This window comes from Nocardia niigatensis NBRC 100131 (genome assembly GCF_000308655.1).
Lineage (GTDB): Bacteria > Actinomycetota > Actinomycetes > Mycobacteriales > Mycobacteriaceae > Nocardia > Nocardia niigatensis.
This window is the reverse complement of record NZ_BAGC01000035.1, coordinates 89833-103728: the sequence shown is the minus strand read 5'-3', so window position 1 is coordinate 103728 and position 13896 is coordinate 89833. Positions and strand designations below refer to the sequence as shown.

General features: G+C 67.6%; 15 protein-coding genes. 8 read left to right on the top strand and 7 right to left on the bottom strand.

The window, feature by feature from the left end:
• Positions 1-39 precede the first annotated feature (39 nt).
• Positions 40-447 (top strand): DUF779 domain-containing protein, encoded by a 408-nt coding sequence (locus ON33_RS10060; RefSeq protein ID WP_051151861.1) that lies wholly within the window; start codon positions 40-42, stop codon positions 445-447.
• A gap of 67 nt (positions 448-514) precedes the next feature.
• Here the strand turns inward: ON33_RS10060 and ON33_RS10055 are convergent, their stop codons facing one another.
• The 3 genes from ON33_RS10055 to ON33_RS10045 form a co-directional block, all read right to left on the bottom strand.
• Positions 515-1330, bottom strand: coding sequence for a class I SAM-dependent methyltransferase (locus ON33_RS10055; RefSeq protein WP_040857703.1), 816 nt, complete (start codon positions 1328-1330; stop codon positions 515-517).
• A gap of 61 nt (positions 1331-1391) precedes the next feature.
• Entirely contained in the window at positions 1392-2945 is a 1554-nt protein-coding gene (locus ON33_RS10050) for a succinic semialdehyde dehydrogenase (protein WP_040858062.1), read from the bottom strand.
• Positions 2946-3266: 321 nt separating this feature from the next.
• Entirely contained in the window at positions 3267-3605 is a 339-nt protein-coding gene (locus ON33_RS10045; protein WP_169336792.1) for a hypothetical protein, read from the bottom strand.
• A gap of 408 nt (positions 3606-4013) precedes the next feature.
• Between ON33_RS10045 and ON33_RS10040 the strand changes: the two genes are divergently transcribed.
• From ON33_RS10040 to ON33_RS10025, 4 genes are read left to right on the top strand one after another with little or no spacing between them, the layout of a single operon-like run.
• Positions 4014-6614, top strand: coding sequence for a sensor histidine kinase (locus ON33_RS10040; RefSeq protein ID WP_040857699.1), 2601 nt, complete (start codon positions 4014-4016; stop codon positions 6612-6614).
• A complete protein-coding gene (locus tag ON33_RS10035; RefSeq protein WP_040857697.1) occupies positions 6592-7017 on the top strand; it encodes a roadblock/LC7 domain-containing protein in 426 nt (141 codons plus the stop codon). Before ON33_RS10040 ends, ON33_RS10035 begins: the two co-directional genes overlap by 23 nt.
• On the top strand, positions 7014-7391 hold the full coding sequence (locus ON33_RS10030) for a DUF742 domain-containing protein (RefSeq protein WP_040857696.1): 378 nt from the start codon (positions 7014-7016) through the stop codon (positions 7389-7391). Before ON33_RS10035 ends, ON33_RS10030 begins: the two co-directional genes overlap by 4 nt.
• A gap of 13 nt (positions 7392-7404) precedes the next feature.
• Positions 7405-7962 (top strand): GTP-binding protein, encoded by a 558-nt coding sequence (locus ON33_RS10025; RefSeq protein WP_245550459.1) that lies wholly within the window; start codon positions 7405-7407, stop codon positions 7960-7962.
• A gap of 76 nt (positions 7963-8038) precedes the next feature.
• On the opposite strand, the gene mtnC is transcribed toward ON33_RS10025, so the two are convergent.
• Genes mtnC through ON33_RS10010 form a run of 3 tightly spaced genes read right to left on the bottom strand, consistent with a single transcriptional unit; the run spans position 8039 to position 10974 of the window.
• Positions 8039-8722, bottom strand: coding sequence for an acireductone synthase (mtnC, locus tag ON33_RS10020; protein WP_040857693.1), 684 nt, complete (start codon positions 8720-8722; stop codon positions 8039-8041).
• Entirely contained in the window at positions 8719-9297 is a 579-nt protein-coding gene (locus ON33_RS10015; RefSeq protein ID WP_040857692.1) for a 1,2-dihydroxy-3-keto-5-methylthiopentene dioxygenase, read from the bottom strand. The genes mtnC and ON33_RS10015 overlap by 4 nt, the downstream gene beginning before the upstream one ends.
• Positions 9298-9315: 18 nt before the next feature.
• Positions 9316-10974, bottom strand: coding sequence for a bifunctional S-methyl-5-thioribose-1-phosphate isomerase/methylthioribulose 1-phosphate dehydratase (locus tag ON33_RS10010; RefSeq protein ID WP_040857690.1), 1659 nt, complete (start codon positions 10972-10974; stop codon positions 9316-9318).
• A gap of 212 nt (positions 10975-11186) precedes the next feature.
• On the opposite strand from ON33_RS10010, the gene ON33_RS10005 reads away from it, so the two are divergent.
• Both ON33_RS10005 and ON33_RS10000 read left to right on the top strand, forming a co-directional pair.
• Positions 11187-11468, top strand: a complete 282-nt coding sequence (locus ON33_RS10005; RefSeq protein WP_051151859.1) for a hypothetical protein — start codon at positions 11187-11189, stop codon at positions 11466-11468.
• Positions 11465-11878 (top strand): hypothetical protein, encoded by a 414-nt coding sequence (locus ON33_RS10000; protein WP_040857688.1) that lies wholly within the window; start codon positions 11465-11467, stop codon positions 11876-11878. The genes ON33_RS10005 and ON33_RS10000 overlap by 4 nt, the downstream gene beginning before the upstream one ends.
• Positions 11879-11914: 36 nt before the next feature.
• On the opposite strand, the gene ON33_RS09995 is transcribed toward ON33_RS10000, so the two are convergent.
• The gene (locus tag ON33_RS09995; RefSeq protein WP_040857686.1) at positions 11915-13159 is read right to left on the bottom strand and encodes a KasA/KasB family beta-ketoacyl-ACP synthase; all 1245 of its coding nucleotides are present in this window, start codon (positions 13157-13159) and stop codon (positions 11915-11917) included.
• Between the two features lie 39 nt (positions 13160-13198).
• Between ON33_RS09995 and ON33_RS09990 the strand changes: the two genes are divergently transcribed.
• Positions 13199-13768: a TetR/AcrR family transcriptional regulator gene (locus ON33_RS09990; RefSeq protein WP_040857684.1), complete on the top strand. Its 570-nt coding sequence runs from the start codon at positions 13199-13201 to the stop codon at positions 13766-13768.
• The last annotated feature ends 128 nt before the right edge of the window (positions 13769-13896 follow it).

The window sequence follows — 13896 nt, the reverse complement described above, 5'->3', positions numbered from 1 at the left end:
GGGTCGGACGAGCGAGCCGCACGGTCTGCGAGGAGCGTGATGAAAGCAGGTTCCGTATCCCGGGTGACCATCACCGAGGCCGCCGCACAGGTGCTGCAGGACCTCATCATCCACCACGGCCCGGTGATGTTCCACCAGTCGGGTGGCTGCTGCGACGGCAGCTCCCCGATGTGTTACCCCCTGGGCGAGTTCCGGGTGGGCGCGGCCGATGTCCTGCTCGGCCGTGTCTTCCCGGACACGGCGTTCTGGATCAGCGCCGACCAGTACGAGTACTGGCGTCACACCCATCTGACCGTCGACGTGGTTCCCGGCCGCGGCGGTGGTTTCTCCCTCGAGGCTCCCGAGGGAGTCCGATTCGTCATCCGGTCACGCCTGTTCACCGATGCCGAGACAGCGGTGTTGGAAGCGGCTCCTGCTCCGCTGCGCGGCAACGAGCTGGCCGGATGAGGGAAGGTGGCGCGGCCGGTTTCTCCGGGTCGGCCGCGCCATCGCAAATCTCTGGATCCGAAAGTCCTTATCGCGGAACGCGACCGGTGCCCAGCCACGCGGTCGTCGACAGTGGTGTGCCCGGCACGTAGTGCTCGCGCAGATAGTCGATCATGACCCGTTCCTGGGCCGCCCAGGTGGCCTTGTCGGTGCGGCGGCGGGTGGCCTGCAGCGGCGCGCTGCCCCGGGTCAGCCGATCCCACATCTGCTCGGCGCTGTCGTAACTGAACGATTCCGAGTGCGGCCGCAGGACGACTTCGGTGAATCCGGCCGCGAGCAGTTCCTTCTCGAACACGTTCGGATTCTCGAGGCTGTCCGGATTCGGCTGGGGTGCCGGGAATCCCGGGATCCCGGCCTGGAACGCCTCGAACAGCAGCGTCATCAACGGCGAGTCGGTGACCGGAGCCCAGCTCGACACCACCGCGGTGCCGCCCGGACGCACCACCCGGTGCAGCTCGGCGAATCCCCGGGCCCGGTCCGGGAAGAACATGAGCCCGAACATCGAGAAGGCGGCGTCGAAAGTATTACTGGCGTAACGCAATTCCTGTCCATCACCCACGCCGGTGAGCACATTGCCGATCCCGGCCTGCATGATGGCGCGCCGCAGCCGCCGGATCATGGCCTCGGAGAAGTCGACCGCGACCACCTCCGCTACCCGCGGCGCAGCCAGCAGCGCCAGCACGCCGGGCCCGGTGGCCACATCGATGACCCGGGACCGGCCGCTCAGCTCCGCGGCCGCCAATGCGCGAATCGCGAACGGCCGCATCATGTCCGATACGACGTCGTCATAGCTCTCGGCGACCTGGTCCCACGCCCCCGGCGCGGCAAGCGGATTCTCCGACATTCGACCACCCTTCCGACGGGTACAGTGTACGCACGCCGGACGGGTGGTCCAGCGGGGAGACTCAGCGCCCTGGCAGGAACCTGATGCCGCGGGCGATGGCCATGAGGAACGGCTGCCACTTGTCCTGCGGGATGAAGGCCGGGGCATCCAGGTTCAGGAACCGCGTGACCACGATGGACTGGGGTTCGGTGAACTTCAGCAAGCCGTCGGGACCGTGGCGGCGGCCGACGCCGGAGATGCCCATGCCACCCATGGGAGCGCCCGTGGAGCCCCACGCCGGCGCGTAGCCCTCGTCGACATTGACCGTGCCCGCGTGCAACTGCTCAGCGATGCGCTCGCCCTCGGCCTTGCTGCCCGCCCAGACGCTGGCGTTCAGGCCGTACTCGGTGTCATTGGCACGGGTGATGGCCTCCTGCACCGAGTCGACCGGGTAGATCGACACCAGCGGACCGAAGGTCTCGTTGCGGCCGCACTCCATGGCGTCGGTGACCTCGGACAGGACCGTCGGTTCGAAGAACAGCGGGCCCAGGTCCGGGCGGGCATTGCCGCCCGCGAGCACCTTCGCGCCCTTGGATACCGCGTCGGCGACGTGCTTGGTGACCGTCTCCAGCTGGGCCTCCGAGATGAGGCTGCCGATGTTCTGCGAGAAATCGTACGCGGCACCGACTTTCGCGGCCTTGACGGCGGCCACGAACTTCTTGGTGAACTGGTCGGCGACCGCGCGCTCGACATACAGCCGTTCGATCGAGATGCACAGCTGGCCCGCATTGGAGAAGCAGGCGCGAACCGCGGCCTTGGCGGCCTTGTCCAGGTCGGCGCCGCGGGTGACGATCATCGGGTTCTTGCCGCCGAGTTCGGCCGAGAAGCCGATGAGGCGGCGGCCGCACTGCTCGGCCAGGGTGCGGCCGGTCGCGGAGGAGCCGGTGAACATCAGGTAGTCGCAGTTTTCGACGATGGCCGTGCCGACCACCGTGCCGGGGCCCGGGACCACCGCGAACAGATCGCGCGGCAGTCCGGCGCGGGCGAAGAGTTCGGAGTTGGCCAGCGAGGAGTACGGGGTCTGGCTGTCGGGCTTGACCACCACGGCATTGCCGGCCAGCAGCGCCGGGATCGAGTCGCCGACCGAGAGCAGCATCGGGTAGTTCCACGGCGCGATCACGCCGACGACGCCCTTGGGTACCGCGCGCACCGAGGCACGGTTCAGCACCGGGAAGGCGCCCGCCACGCTGTGCGGGGCCAGCAGTTGCGGGGCCACCCGGGAGAAGTAGCGGGCCGCGAACATCAGGCCCATGATCTCTTCCTGGGCCGCCCACCGCGCCTTGCCGGTCTCGGCCTGGATGATGTCCATCAGGAATTCGCGGTTCTCCACCACGAGCGCCCGATACCGTTCCAGCACCTCGGCTCGCTGCTTGGGCGTGCGCGCGGCCCACTCGGCCTGCGCGGCACGCGCTTTCGTGATCGCGAGGGCGACATCGTCGGCGGTCCCGACCGGCACCGAGCCCAGGGTCTCGCCGGTGAACACCTCGGTGATCGCTCGGGTCGCGTGGTCCTGAGTGGTATCCACGGCCGCGAACGAGCGCAATCGTTCGAATACCGCGGCAGCCGGCACCGGCATCATCGCCTCCTACTTACGAGTAACCTCTGGATACACACAATCTACCCCGCGCCGCCCGCGCCGGGCCGGGACTGCGGGATTCCGCCCGCTCGGATCGAGTTTCCGGCCGAGAACTCCAGTCGGACGAATTGTCGTTATTGCCCAAATTTCGCTTCTACCTGCGAAATCTGTAACTGATCGTGATCGGGAAGCGAAGAAACAGCCAGTGGTATCCGGGCAGGGATCCACAGCCGATGAGGCAGCACCGGCGAAGCGGGACCCGATCCCGCGCACGCACGAGGGGTGCGTGCGCGGGATCAAGTAAAAGCTTGCGGGGCAAGGCTATTCGTTGACCAGCACCGGAATCGACAGCATGTCGGCCGAAATCGCCGCGTCGGCCGGGACAGCGGTGATGGTGAAGGGAATGCCATTCGGTTTCGGGGCGTGCGCGCCTCCACCGGCAGGTTTTTCGTCGGCGTGCTGGAAGGTTCCCGCACCGACCAGGTGACCGGTGGCGTCGTAGAATGGCCGCGCGCACCTCCAGCGCCAGCACGTCACTGACATCGGCGGTGACCGCGAGAGTGCCGCGCAACCGGATGATCGGTGAACGGTCCCGGGGCCAGTCGCACCTCGCCTCTTCTCGATGATGTCGAAACCGGCGCATCCGTGGTCGGCGGTCACGGCCACCGTGATGTGGCCCTCCCGCTTGGCGAAGTCCATGCCGCGGTGTCCCGGGCGCGGACGAACGTAGTGCCGGCGCTTTGCCCGCTTCCGACTCGCGGGACGCTCACAGGTGGCTCGAAGGTAAACGCATTCCGAAGGCATTACCAGGAGCTGGGCGAATCGGTGGCATACGTGACTCCACCTGCCACTATCAAAGTCCGTCTTGCGCATAAGGACTGGATCCGGCGCGTGAATCACGACCCAGTTATATTGTAGCAATGCGCCTTTCGGGGTCGGGGCGGAAGCTGGGACATCAGGCGCCTTATCCAGGCAATTCGGATGCACGCATGAATGAATGTGTCAAATCCGTTCCCGTTCAACGGGATATGGTGAGCCGACATTTCAGATCACCGTTATATTGTGCGGATGTTCAGACCGAGGCTGGGTGTCCGCACCCGTGTTCTCTCCATTGCATTGGTCCCGAGCTTGGCCTTGCTCGGGATCGGTGTAGGTGGCGCCGGGTACCTGGTTGTTCAGGGCAAGCACGCGCAACAGTTCGCCGATACGCTGACGTCTGCGACACCGTTGACAAGGGAACTCGTCGAAGCTGTACAGGCCGAGCGGCAGGTGACGCTCGCGCAGATATCCGGCGAGGAGCCGAACCCGAAGGCACTGCTGCAGGCGCGGTCCCGGCTCGACTCCGCTCTGAACGTGTTCGTCGTCGAGACGACGAAAGAGCTGGCCGACGTCGGGCCGGATGGGTTGCGTGGCAACGTCGGCGGATTCAACACCCTGATGAAGGGGTTGGCCGGCGTGCGAGCCGGTGTCGACAACAATGCGATCTCGGTTTCGGACACCTACTACTTCTACGGTCAACTTCTACAGGTCGTATGGGTCGGAACCCGAACCGTTATCTCCGACGCGCCCAGTTCCGACGTGGCGCGGCAGATCTCCAACGGACTGGTTGTCATTCAGTCCTCCGAAATGCTCGCCCGGGCGGTATCACTGGCGACACCGCTCATCGACGGCGTCGCACTGCCACCCGAGCTGGCCATCGAATTCAGCCGCGTGATCGGTACCTACCGGGTGAACCTCGGCATTCTCGCGGGCGGAGACGGCGGTAACGGCGACAAAGACATCGTCGCGCTGCTCAACGACCCTGACTGGACCAAGATCGTCATGATGGAGAACGTGCTGCTGTCGCGCGCGCTCGACCCCATGACGGTTCCGCCCGCCAAAACCGGTGCCCCGGCGCAGACCGCGCCGCTGACCTTCACGGCGGAGGAATTCCGGGCCACCGCCGCCCGCCTCAACAAGAGCATGATCGACCTGTGGTCCTCGGAAAGTAAGCACACCCAGGAAGTGGCCGCGGATTTGGCCCGACAGAACGCGCAGCAATCCGCTCTGGCGGGCGGCGGGGTCGCGGCACTGTCGCTGGTGGCCTTCGCGGTCTCGTTGCTGTTGGCCAACCGAACCATCCGCCGCCTCAAGCGACTTCGTGACCAGACTCTCGAATTGGCCGATGAGAGACTGCCCGAGACCATAGCCCAACTGCGTACAGGCGACACCGGCGACGCCGCCTCCGAGAAGGCCACGCTCGATTTCGGCTCCGACGAGATCGGTCAGGTGGCGAACGCGTTCGTCCACGCGCACAATGCCGCTGTCTCCGCGGCCGTCACAGAGGCCCGCACCCGTGAGGGTGTGAAGGCGATGTTCCTCAACATCGCGCACCGCAGTCAGGTGATCGTGCATCGTCAGCTCGAGATTCTCGATTCGGCCGAATCCCAGCAGGAGGATCCGGCCCTGCTGGACATCTACTTCCAGCTCGATCACCTGGCCACCCGGGAACGGCGCAACGCCGAGAACCTGATCATTCTCGCCGGTGGTCAGCCGGGTCGCCAATGGCGAAATCCAGTGCCGCTGCTGGAGATCGTGCGCTCGAGCGTGGGCGAGACCCTCGACTACACCCGGGTGAAGATCACCAGGCTGCCGGGAGTCTCGGTCGCGGGGAGCGCTGTGGCCGACCTCGTGCACCTGCTCGCGGAACTGGTCGACAACGCGGCCCACTTCTCACCACCACAGTCGCAGGTCGAGGTGCGCGGCAATGTGGTGGGCCGGGGCGTGGCCATCGAGGTCATCGACCAGGGCGTCGGCATGCCGGAGGAGGAGTTTACGAGGATCAACGAGATCCTCCGCGAAGCACCCGATTTCGGTGTCGCCATGCTGCCCGACGACTTCCGCCTCGGCCGCTTCGTGGTCGCCCAGCTGGCGGCCCGCAACGGTATCTCGGTACGGCTCACCGAATCCGACTACGGCGGCGTACGGGCCATCGTGCTGGTGCCCAACAGCCTGGTCGTGCAGCCCTCGAGCCACACCGGTGAGATCCCGGTCGTACCCCGCCAGCTTGATGCCGCCGAGCCGTCCGCGGCGTCTCTGGCGGTGGCCGCGCTGCCGCAGCTGCCCGCGGCTCCGGCGGTGCCGGCCTCGATGATCTCCAGTTATGATCTGCCCATCGTCGGATACGAGGGAGACCAGCCCCCGGCCGCCCCCGAACCGCCCGCCAGGCCCACCGCGCCCCAGCCGGAGCCGTTCGGGCCGTCCACCGGTTCGTACGTGCCGCCGGTGATGTCCTTCGGCGCCGCAACGCCGTTCGACCCGCCGACCGGCCCGCGGCCGGACCCGAATCCGCCGGCCGGGCCGATCCCGCCGGTGGAAAACGGCTTCCGCTCTCGCGAATTCGGGCGATCGCATTACACTGGCTCCGACGCCCGGCCCGCGCTCCCGCGTAGGCGCCGGCAGGCAAGTCTCGCACCGGAATTGGCGCAGGAGCAGTCGGTCCCCGAACCGACGGTCCAGGCCACCCGCACGGCCGAGCAGGCCCGAGACCTTTTCTCCGCCATCGAAAACGGAACCAGGCAGGGCCGCCAGGCCGACCCCGGTTCGTTCGGGCCTGAGTCCCAGGCCTTCTTCGAAGGCACACAGTCGGAACGACAGGAAGGCGACGGTGACCACCTCAAACGCTGGTGATCTCAACTGGCTACTCGATGATCTGGTCGACCGGCTCGCAGGCGTCCGTCACGCGGTGGTGCATTCCACCGACGGGCTGCTGCTGGGCCGCTCCTCCGCCATGAGCCGCGAGGACGCGGAGCACTTCGGTGCCATGTCCTCCACCCTCTACGGTCTGGCGCGCAGCGCCGGAGGCAGATTCGACGGCGGCGGCGTCCGCCAGGCGGTCATCGAGCTCGAGCGGGCGGTGCTGTTCGTGACCGCCGCCGGCAGCCACGCCTGCCTCGCGCTGCAGGCCACCGAACAGGCCAACCTCGGCATGGTTGCCTACGAGATGAACCTGACCGTGCAGCGCGTCGGCAACTACCTGTCCACCACCCCGCGCCACAACCTGGCCGGACAAGGCAACCCCCGACTGTCATGAGACCGGGGCCGGGGGAACAGTGGTTCGATGACGCGGCCGGTCCGCTCGTGCGTCCCTACGCACGGACCGGTGGCCGAACCATGGGCGCGGGGCACGATCTGGACATGCTCACGGTGGTGGTGGTACCCAATGCCGCCCCGCCGCTGCGTCGTGTCGAACCGGAATACACGGAAATCGTCCGGTTGTGCCGGCTGCCGTTGTCGGTGGCCGAGGTATCGGCCGCCCTGCGGCTGCCGCTGGCGGTGACCAAAATCCTGGTGGGGGACCTGATCTCAGACAACATCCTCAACTTCCGCGCGCCGGCCTCCCCCGAGGCCGCGCCCGGTGACCTCAACATTCTGCGAGCGGTACTCGATGGCATTCGAAAACTCTGATACCGCCCAGCCCATGGCCGCCTCGGTGAAGATCCTCATCGCGGGCGGCTTCGGCGTGGGCAAGACAACCATGGTGGGGGCGATCAGTGAGATCACCCCGCTGCGCACCGAGGAACTCATTACCGAGTTGTCCGCCGGCGTCGACGATCTGCGCGGCGTCGAAGGCAAGACCACCACCACGGTCGCCCTGGACTTCGGTCGCATCACCATCGACCAGAACCTGGTGCTCTATCTGTTCGGCACCCCCGGCCAGGACCGCTTCTGGTTCCTCTGGGACGAACTCGCCCGTGGTGCGCTGGGCGCGGTAGTGCTGGCCGACACCCGCCGCCTGGAGGGTTCGTTCGCCGCGATCGATTTCTTCGAACGCCGCGGCGTCGCCTTCACGGTGGCCGTGAACTGCTTCGAGGGCGCACCGCTCTACACTCCGTCCGAGGTCCGCGACGCCCTCGACCTGGATGAGCGAATCCCGGTGCTGCTGTGCGATGCCCGCGACCGCGGCTCGTGCAAAAACGTCCTGATGACGCTGGTCGAGTACCTGATCGACCGGGCGGCCACCGCGGGCGTGCGCTGACGCTGTTTCCCGATACGCGGCGAGCCCGTCCGGAGATCTCCGGACGGGCTCGCCGCGTCTTCGCTTGTCCCGCTGGTCAGTTGGGGACGACGTCCGCGAAATCGCTGATCCAGCGGTGTGTCCCGCGCGGGCTGTTGGGTTCGCCCGGTCGGGTGACGCCGATCGCCTGCCAGCCCGCGGCGACGGCGGCGTCCACCTCGTCGGGGTGGTCGGACAGGAACAGGATCTGGTCGGCCGGGACGCCGACGGCGCTCGTGATCTTCTCGTAGGACGAGGGTTCGCGCTTCGGACCCGCGGTGGACAGGTCGAAGTGGCCGCTGATGAGCGGGGACAGGTCGCCGCCGCGAGCGAAGGTGAACCAATCCTTCTGGTTGCGAACCGAACCCGACGAGTAGATATAGAGCTCCAGACCGGCGTCGCGCCAGGCGCGCAGGACCGGCGGCACGTCGGGGAAGAACTCGCCGTGCAGGGCGCCGTTGCGGAAGCCCTCGGCGCAGATGATGCCCTGGGCTGACTTGAGCGGCTCGGACTTCACATCGGTGTTCAGCCAGCCGATGAGGATCCCGGCCACCTCGGCGGCGTCCGCGTCCGGGCGATCGGCCTGGACGCGGGTCGCCTCGATGATGGGATCCGCTGCGCCGCCCTGATTCTCGGCCAGCCAGCCCGGCAGCCGGGTGCGGGTGTAGCCGTAGAGATCCTCCCGCACCGAGCTGGTCGGGCTGGTGGTTCCCTCGATATCGAGCACGACCGCCTTGATCATGCCGGGGCCAGCAGATCGTCGAGGGTCGGGAAACCGGACGAGATCTTGTCGCCGGTGAAATCGCCGATCCAGCCGTCCTCTTCCTCGAAGAAGCGCACGGCCACGAACTCCGGCCGGGTGCCCATGTCGAACCAGTGCAGCGTGCCCGCGGGCACCGAAACCAGATCGCCCGCAGTGCACACCGTCGCCAGCACCTCGTCGCCCAGGTGCAGGTAGAAGCAGCCCGTGCCCGCCGCGAAGAAGCGGACCTCGTCCTCGGCGTGGCGGTGCTCGTCGAGGAACTTGGTGCGCGCGGCGACCGCCTTGGCGGACCACTCCGGGTCGCTGTCATCGGGGTGGATGCGGGCCACGTCGATGAACTTGTAGCGGCCGTCGGCATTCAATTCGTCGATGCGGGACCGGTATTCGGCCAGCAGCTGCTCGGTGGTGGTGGCGGCGCTGAAACCCTCCAGCAGCGGCCAGCGTTCGAAGGTGATGCCGCGCTTGCCCAGTTCGGCGGCGATCACCGCGTCATCGTCGGTGCGCAGGACGACATCACCGGCGTCCTGGTCGGACATGATCTGCAACAGAGTCATAGGGTTCCTTTCTCGGAACTAATTGTCGCCCACGGGAATCTCGCGGTGACCGGTCAACATGGTCAGCTCGCACATGGCCTCGAGGCACTCCGCGCGATCCCGCGCCTGCGCCAGGCTCGCGCCCCAGGCGGTGACGCCGTGCCCGGCGATGAACAGCACCGGCGGGGCTTCCGGGTGCTCGGTCAGATACTTCTCGATATCCGCGCCGATCTGCGGGACATCGGCGTGATTCGGGAACACCGGGATGTCGATGACGTCCGGGAGGGCCGACCCGAGGCCCTTGATCAGCTCGTAGCCCGCGAAACGCGCTGTGGTGATGCCCGATTCAGCGGTCTTGATCGAGACGGCCGTGGCGTGCGGCGGGTGCACGTGCACTACCGCGTCGGCGCCGCGAGTGCGGTAGACGGCAGTGTGAATCGTGGTCTCTGCCGACGGCTTGCGGCCGGCGGCGTCGATCGGCTTCGAATCGACCACCGCGACGGTCACCATGTCGGACGCGGTGAGCTCGCCCTTCGACAGTCCGCTGGCCGTGACGACGGCCGTATCACCCTGGCGCACGGAGATATTGCCCGCCGTGCCCGGCATCCAGCCGCTGGCGTAGAGGCCGCGCGCGATCTCCGCGATCTCGGCACCGGCCGCCGACTTCGGAGCGGTGGCCGCGGAGGCGGAGGTCCGTGCTTCCGCCGGATTCTCGAGCACGCCGAACTCGGTGACCACCGCGGTGACCAGCTCGGCCGGGGTGACATCGAACGCCGGGTTGAAGGTCCGGGTTCCTTCGGGAGCCGTTGCGACGCCACCGAATCCGGTCACCTCGCTTGCCGCGCGCTGCTCCACCACGATGTCGGAACCCTTCGCGGTGGAGATGTCGCGCGTCGACTCGGGCGCGACCACGATGAACGGAATGCCGTGCTGTTTCGCCGCGATGGCCAGCATGTAGGTGCCGATCTTGTTGGCCACCGCGCCGTCCGCGGTGATCCGGTCCGCGCCCACGACCACGGCGTCCACCTGCTCGGTGGCCATGGCCCAGGCGGCGGCGGAATCGATGGTGAGCCGGTGCGGGATACCGGCTTCGGCCATCTCCCACGCGGTCAGGCGCGCACCCTGCAGCAGCGGGCGGGTCTCGTCCACGATCACCTCGGCGAGCGCCCCGCGCTGCTGCAGCACCCGCAGCGCGCCGATGGCGGTGCCCCACGCGGTGGTGGCGAGGCGACCGGTATTGCAGTGGGTGAGCAGCCGCAGCGGGCGGTCCGCGCACAGCCGCTGGATCAGATCGGCGGCCGCAGTGGCGGCGGCCAGGTTCACGCGGCCGTCCTCGGCCAGCAGCTCGAGAGCCTCGTCGAGCACGGCCTGCACTCCCTCGGGGAGGCGGGCCAGTGTGCGCTGTACCCCCCAGGCCAGATTCACCGCGGTCGGGCGGGCGTCCGCGATGCGCGCGGCCTCGGCCTCGACCTGTGCGGTATCCACGACTCCGTCGACCGTGGCGGCTCGCGCCGCGATCACCACTCCGAACGCACCGCACACGCCGATCGCGGGAGCCCCGCGCACAGCCAGGGTCTTGATCGCCTCGATGACCTCGTCGACCGTCGTGATCCGAAGCTCCCGCATCTCGTGCGGCAGCGCCCGCTGGTCGATGGTGACGAGCGCACCGTCGGCCCACGCGATCGAACTCTGGTCCATCTAGTTCTGTCCTCTTGACTGGAGAATTGCGGCAACGCCCACGGCGTGGGCACACTCCACCGTATCGAACCCGGATCCGCGCCTGACCGGCAGGTTTCGGATCACTCGAATCCGAATCGCCGGTTTTCGTGCGGGATGCCGCGAGAACGGGTAATGCGATGCCCGGCGGTGTCAGCTCGCTTCCGCGGGGCATACCGCTTTACTATCGCGGTATGGCGAGACCGCGTCGTACCCGCAAGATCACCGTGACGATGCCGGAGGAGATCGCCGCCACTCTCGACGATTGGCGCAGCTCCGGCCGCATCGCCTCGATCTCCGCGTTCGTCGCCGAATCCGTCAAGGTCCGCGTCGACCGGGCCGAATCGCTGGCCCGCCTGGAGAACGCGCTCGGCGGCCGCCCGCCCCTCGATCTGATCAATCGCGCCCGGGCCGTCCAGGGACTTCCGCCCTTATCCGAGAAGGAGAAACCCGGCGATCGCGCCGGCGCGGCATGACCACCGCTGCCCCGACACTGGGCGGCGTCGTGTTCGACACCGCCGCGCTGACCGCCTGGGCTCATCGCGTGGCGTACGTGCAATCGGTGGTGTGGGCGACCGCGGACGCCGGGCACACCATCATCATCCCGGCCACCGCCCTCGCCGCGGCCCGCGCCCTGATTCCGCCCGGCCGCCTGGACATCCTCTCGGTGCTGCTGGATCTGCCGAACACCGTCATCCAGCCTCTCGACCGGCTCACCAGTGATCATCTGGGCGATACGCTCGCCGATCGTCACGACGCCGATGCGCTCATTCCGGCCGGGCACGCGACTCTCGAAGCGGTGAGCCGGGATTGGCCGTGTCTCACCGACCGTCCCGAGACCTTGCGCAAGCTCGACCCCCGCGTTCAGACCGACAAACTGCCCTGATCGCTCGAATCCGGGTGCGGCCCAAAGGTCTTCGATTCAGGCGCGCCCCAGTGCGAGCGTGACATTGTGTCCGCCGAAGCCGAACGAGTTGCTCAGTGCGTAGCGCAGCTCCTGGTGACGCGGCTTGTCGGCCACCACATCCAGCTCGGTGTCCGGGTCCGGAGTCTCGAAATTCAATGTGGGCGGCACGATCCGCTCGTTGAGCGTACGCAGCGTCAGCATCGCCTCCAGCGCCCCGACCGCGCCGATGGAATGACCCAGTGCCGACTTGGGTGCGTACACCGAGGCATACGGCGCGACGGCCATGATCGCCTTCGCCTCGGAGGCATCGCCGACCTGGGTGCCGGTGGCGTGGGCGTTGATGTGGTCGATGTCCGGACCGGTCAGGCCCGCCGTGGCGAGAGCCTTGCGCATGGCACGTGCGGCGCCGTCACCGTCGGGCGCGGTACCGGTGATGTGGTAGCCGTCCGAGGTGATGCCCGCACCGAGGACCCGGCCGAGAATCCGCGCACCCCGCGCCCGCGCATACTCTTCCGACTCCAGGACCAGCAGTGCGCCCGCCTCGCCGAACACGAATCCGTCCCGGTCCCTGTCGAAAGGCCGTGAGGCGCGCTCGGGTTCGTCATTGCGGGTGCTCATGGCCCGCATCATGGCGAAACTGGCGATCGGGACCGCGTCGATATGCCCCTCGACGCCGCCCGCCACGACGACATCGGCCTCCCCGGTGGTGATCAGGCGCCAGCCGTGCGCGATGGCCTCGGCGCCGGAGGCGCAGGCCGAAACCGGTGCGTACACACCGCCTTTCGCCCCGATCTCCAGCCCGACCGTGGCCGCCGAGCCATTGGGCATGACCATGGGCACCGTCATGGGTGGCACCTTGCGGTAGCCCCCGCTCTTCATCAGGTCGACGGCGTTCACCAGCGCCTCGCCGCCGCCCAGCCCGGTGCCCACGGCGACCGCGAGCCGTTCCGCCTCGACGTCGGGTGTGCCCGCTTCCTGCCATACCTGCCGGCTCAGCACGAGTGCCAGTTGCTGCACGAACGACATCCGCCGCTGTTCGATTCGGGTCAGCTGCTCCCCCGGCTGTGCCACCAGACGGCCGCCGATGCGCACCGGCAGGTCGTTGTCGGTGACGAAATCGTCTGTGAGCGTGGCGATTCCGCTGTCTCCTGCCAGCAGTCGCGACCAGGTGGACTCGAGATCGGCTCCGAGGCAGGTGGTCGCCGCCATGGCCGTCACCACGACCGTCCGGCGAGTTTCTGTACCAGTTGTTACACCCATGCCGACATGGATACCTGTACCACCCGCTACAGTCAACCTGTGCCCCGCCCACTCGACCACGCCCGCCGCGCCCAGCTCCTCGCAGGCGTCATCGCCTACATCGCCGAGCACGGCCTGGCCGAACTCTCCCTGCGCCCGCTGGCCGAATACCTGGGCACCAGCTCCCGCATGCTCATTCACTACTTCGGAACGAAAGAGGCAATGCTTGTCGCCGCCTTGGAAACCCAGCGGCCCGACATCGCCGCGCTGTTCTCGGGCATCGACTCCGCGGAGGTCCTCCGTGAGCGACTCTCCGCCTCCTTTGCGATCAATACCGCAGGCGAACTCGCGAACAGCCTCCCGGTACTGCTTCAGGTTCTCGGAGCGGCCACCGTCCCGAACAGCCCGTTCAAGGCTTACGCGACCGACGCCATCCTTGTGCTCATCACCGCAATGACCCAGTCCCTCAGCCGAATCGACCCCACCATCCCCGACCCCGAGGCCTCGGCCACCCTTCTCATCTCGGGTATGCGCGGCCTGATCCAGGACTGGTGGGTCACGGGCGACACCATCCGGGTCCACCGCGCCGTGAACCTCCTCATAGCCCAAGCCATCCCCACGGCCTCCTGAACAGGGTCCCGGTAGTAACCGCCGAAAATCCAACGAAGTTCGGGATGTGCCCTGGTAGAGGGTGATTCGCCGGTCGGGGTGCGGGGTGGGTTGGTTGGTGCTTGCCCTCGGATGAAGGGCGTGCCTTG

Excerpts from the sequence above, each read along its gene's own strand:
- ON33_RS10015 (WP_040857692.1), bottom strand. The coding sequence starts at position 9,297 with ATGACTCTGTTGCAGATCATGTCCGACCAGGACGCCGGTGATGTCGTC.
- ON33_RS10010 (WP_040857690.1), bottom strand. The coding sequence starts at position 10,974 with ATGGACCAGAGTTCGATCGCGTGGGCCGACGGTGCGCTCGTCACCATC.
- ON33_RS10030 (WP_040857696.1), top strand. The coding sequence starts at position 7,014 with ATGAGACCGGGGCCGGGGGAACAGTGGTTCGATGACGCGGCCGGTCCG.
- ON33_RS09995 (WP_040857686.1), bottom strand. The coding sequence starts at position 13,159 with ATGGGTGTAACAACTGGTACAGAAACTCGCCGGACGGTCGTGGTGACG.
- ON33_RS10040 (WP_040857699.1), top strand. The coding sequence starts at position 4,014 with ATGTTCAGACCGAGGCTGGGTGTCCGCACCCGTGTTCTCTCCATTGCA.
- mtnC (WP_040857693.1), bottom strand. The coding sequence starts at position 8,722 with ATGATCAAGGCGGTCGTGCTCGATATCGAGGGAACCACCAGCCCGACC.
- ON33_RS10005 (WP_051151859.1), top strand. The coding sequence starts at position 11,187 with ATGGCGAGACCGCGTCGTACCCGCAAGATCACCGTGACGATGCCGGAG.
- ON33_RS10050 (WP_040858062.1), bottom strand. The coding sequence starts at position 2,945 with ATGCCGGTGCCGGCTGCCGCGGTATTCGAACGATTGCGCTCGTTCGCG.
- ON33_RS10060 (WP_051151861.1), top strand. The coding sequence starts at position 40 with ATGAAAGCAGGTTCCGTATCCCGGGTGACCATCACCGAGGCCGCCGCA.
- ON33_RS10025 (WP_245550459.1), top strand. The coding sequence starts at position 7,405 with ATGGCCGCCTCGGTGAAGATCCTCATCGCGGGCGGCTTCGGCGTGGGC.
- ON33_RS10000 (WP_040857688.1), top strand. The coding sequence starts at position 11,465 with ATGACCACCGCTGCCCCGACACTGGGCGGCGTCGTGTTCGACACCGCC.
- ON33_RS10055 (WP_040857703.1), bottom strand. The coding sequence starts at position 1,330 with ATGTCGGAGAATCCGCTTGCCGCGCCGGGGGCGTGGGACCAGGTCGCC.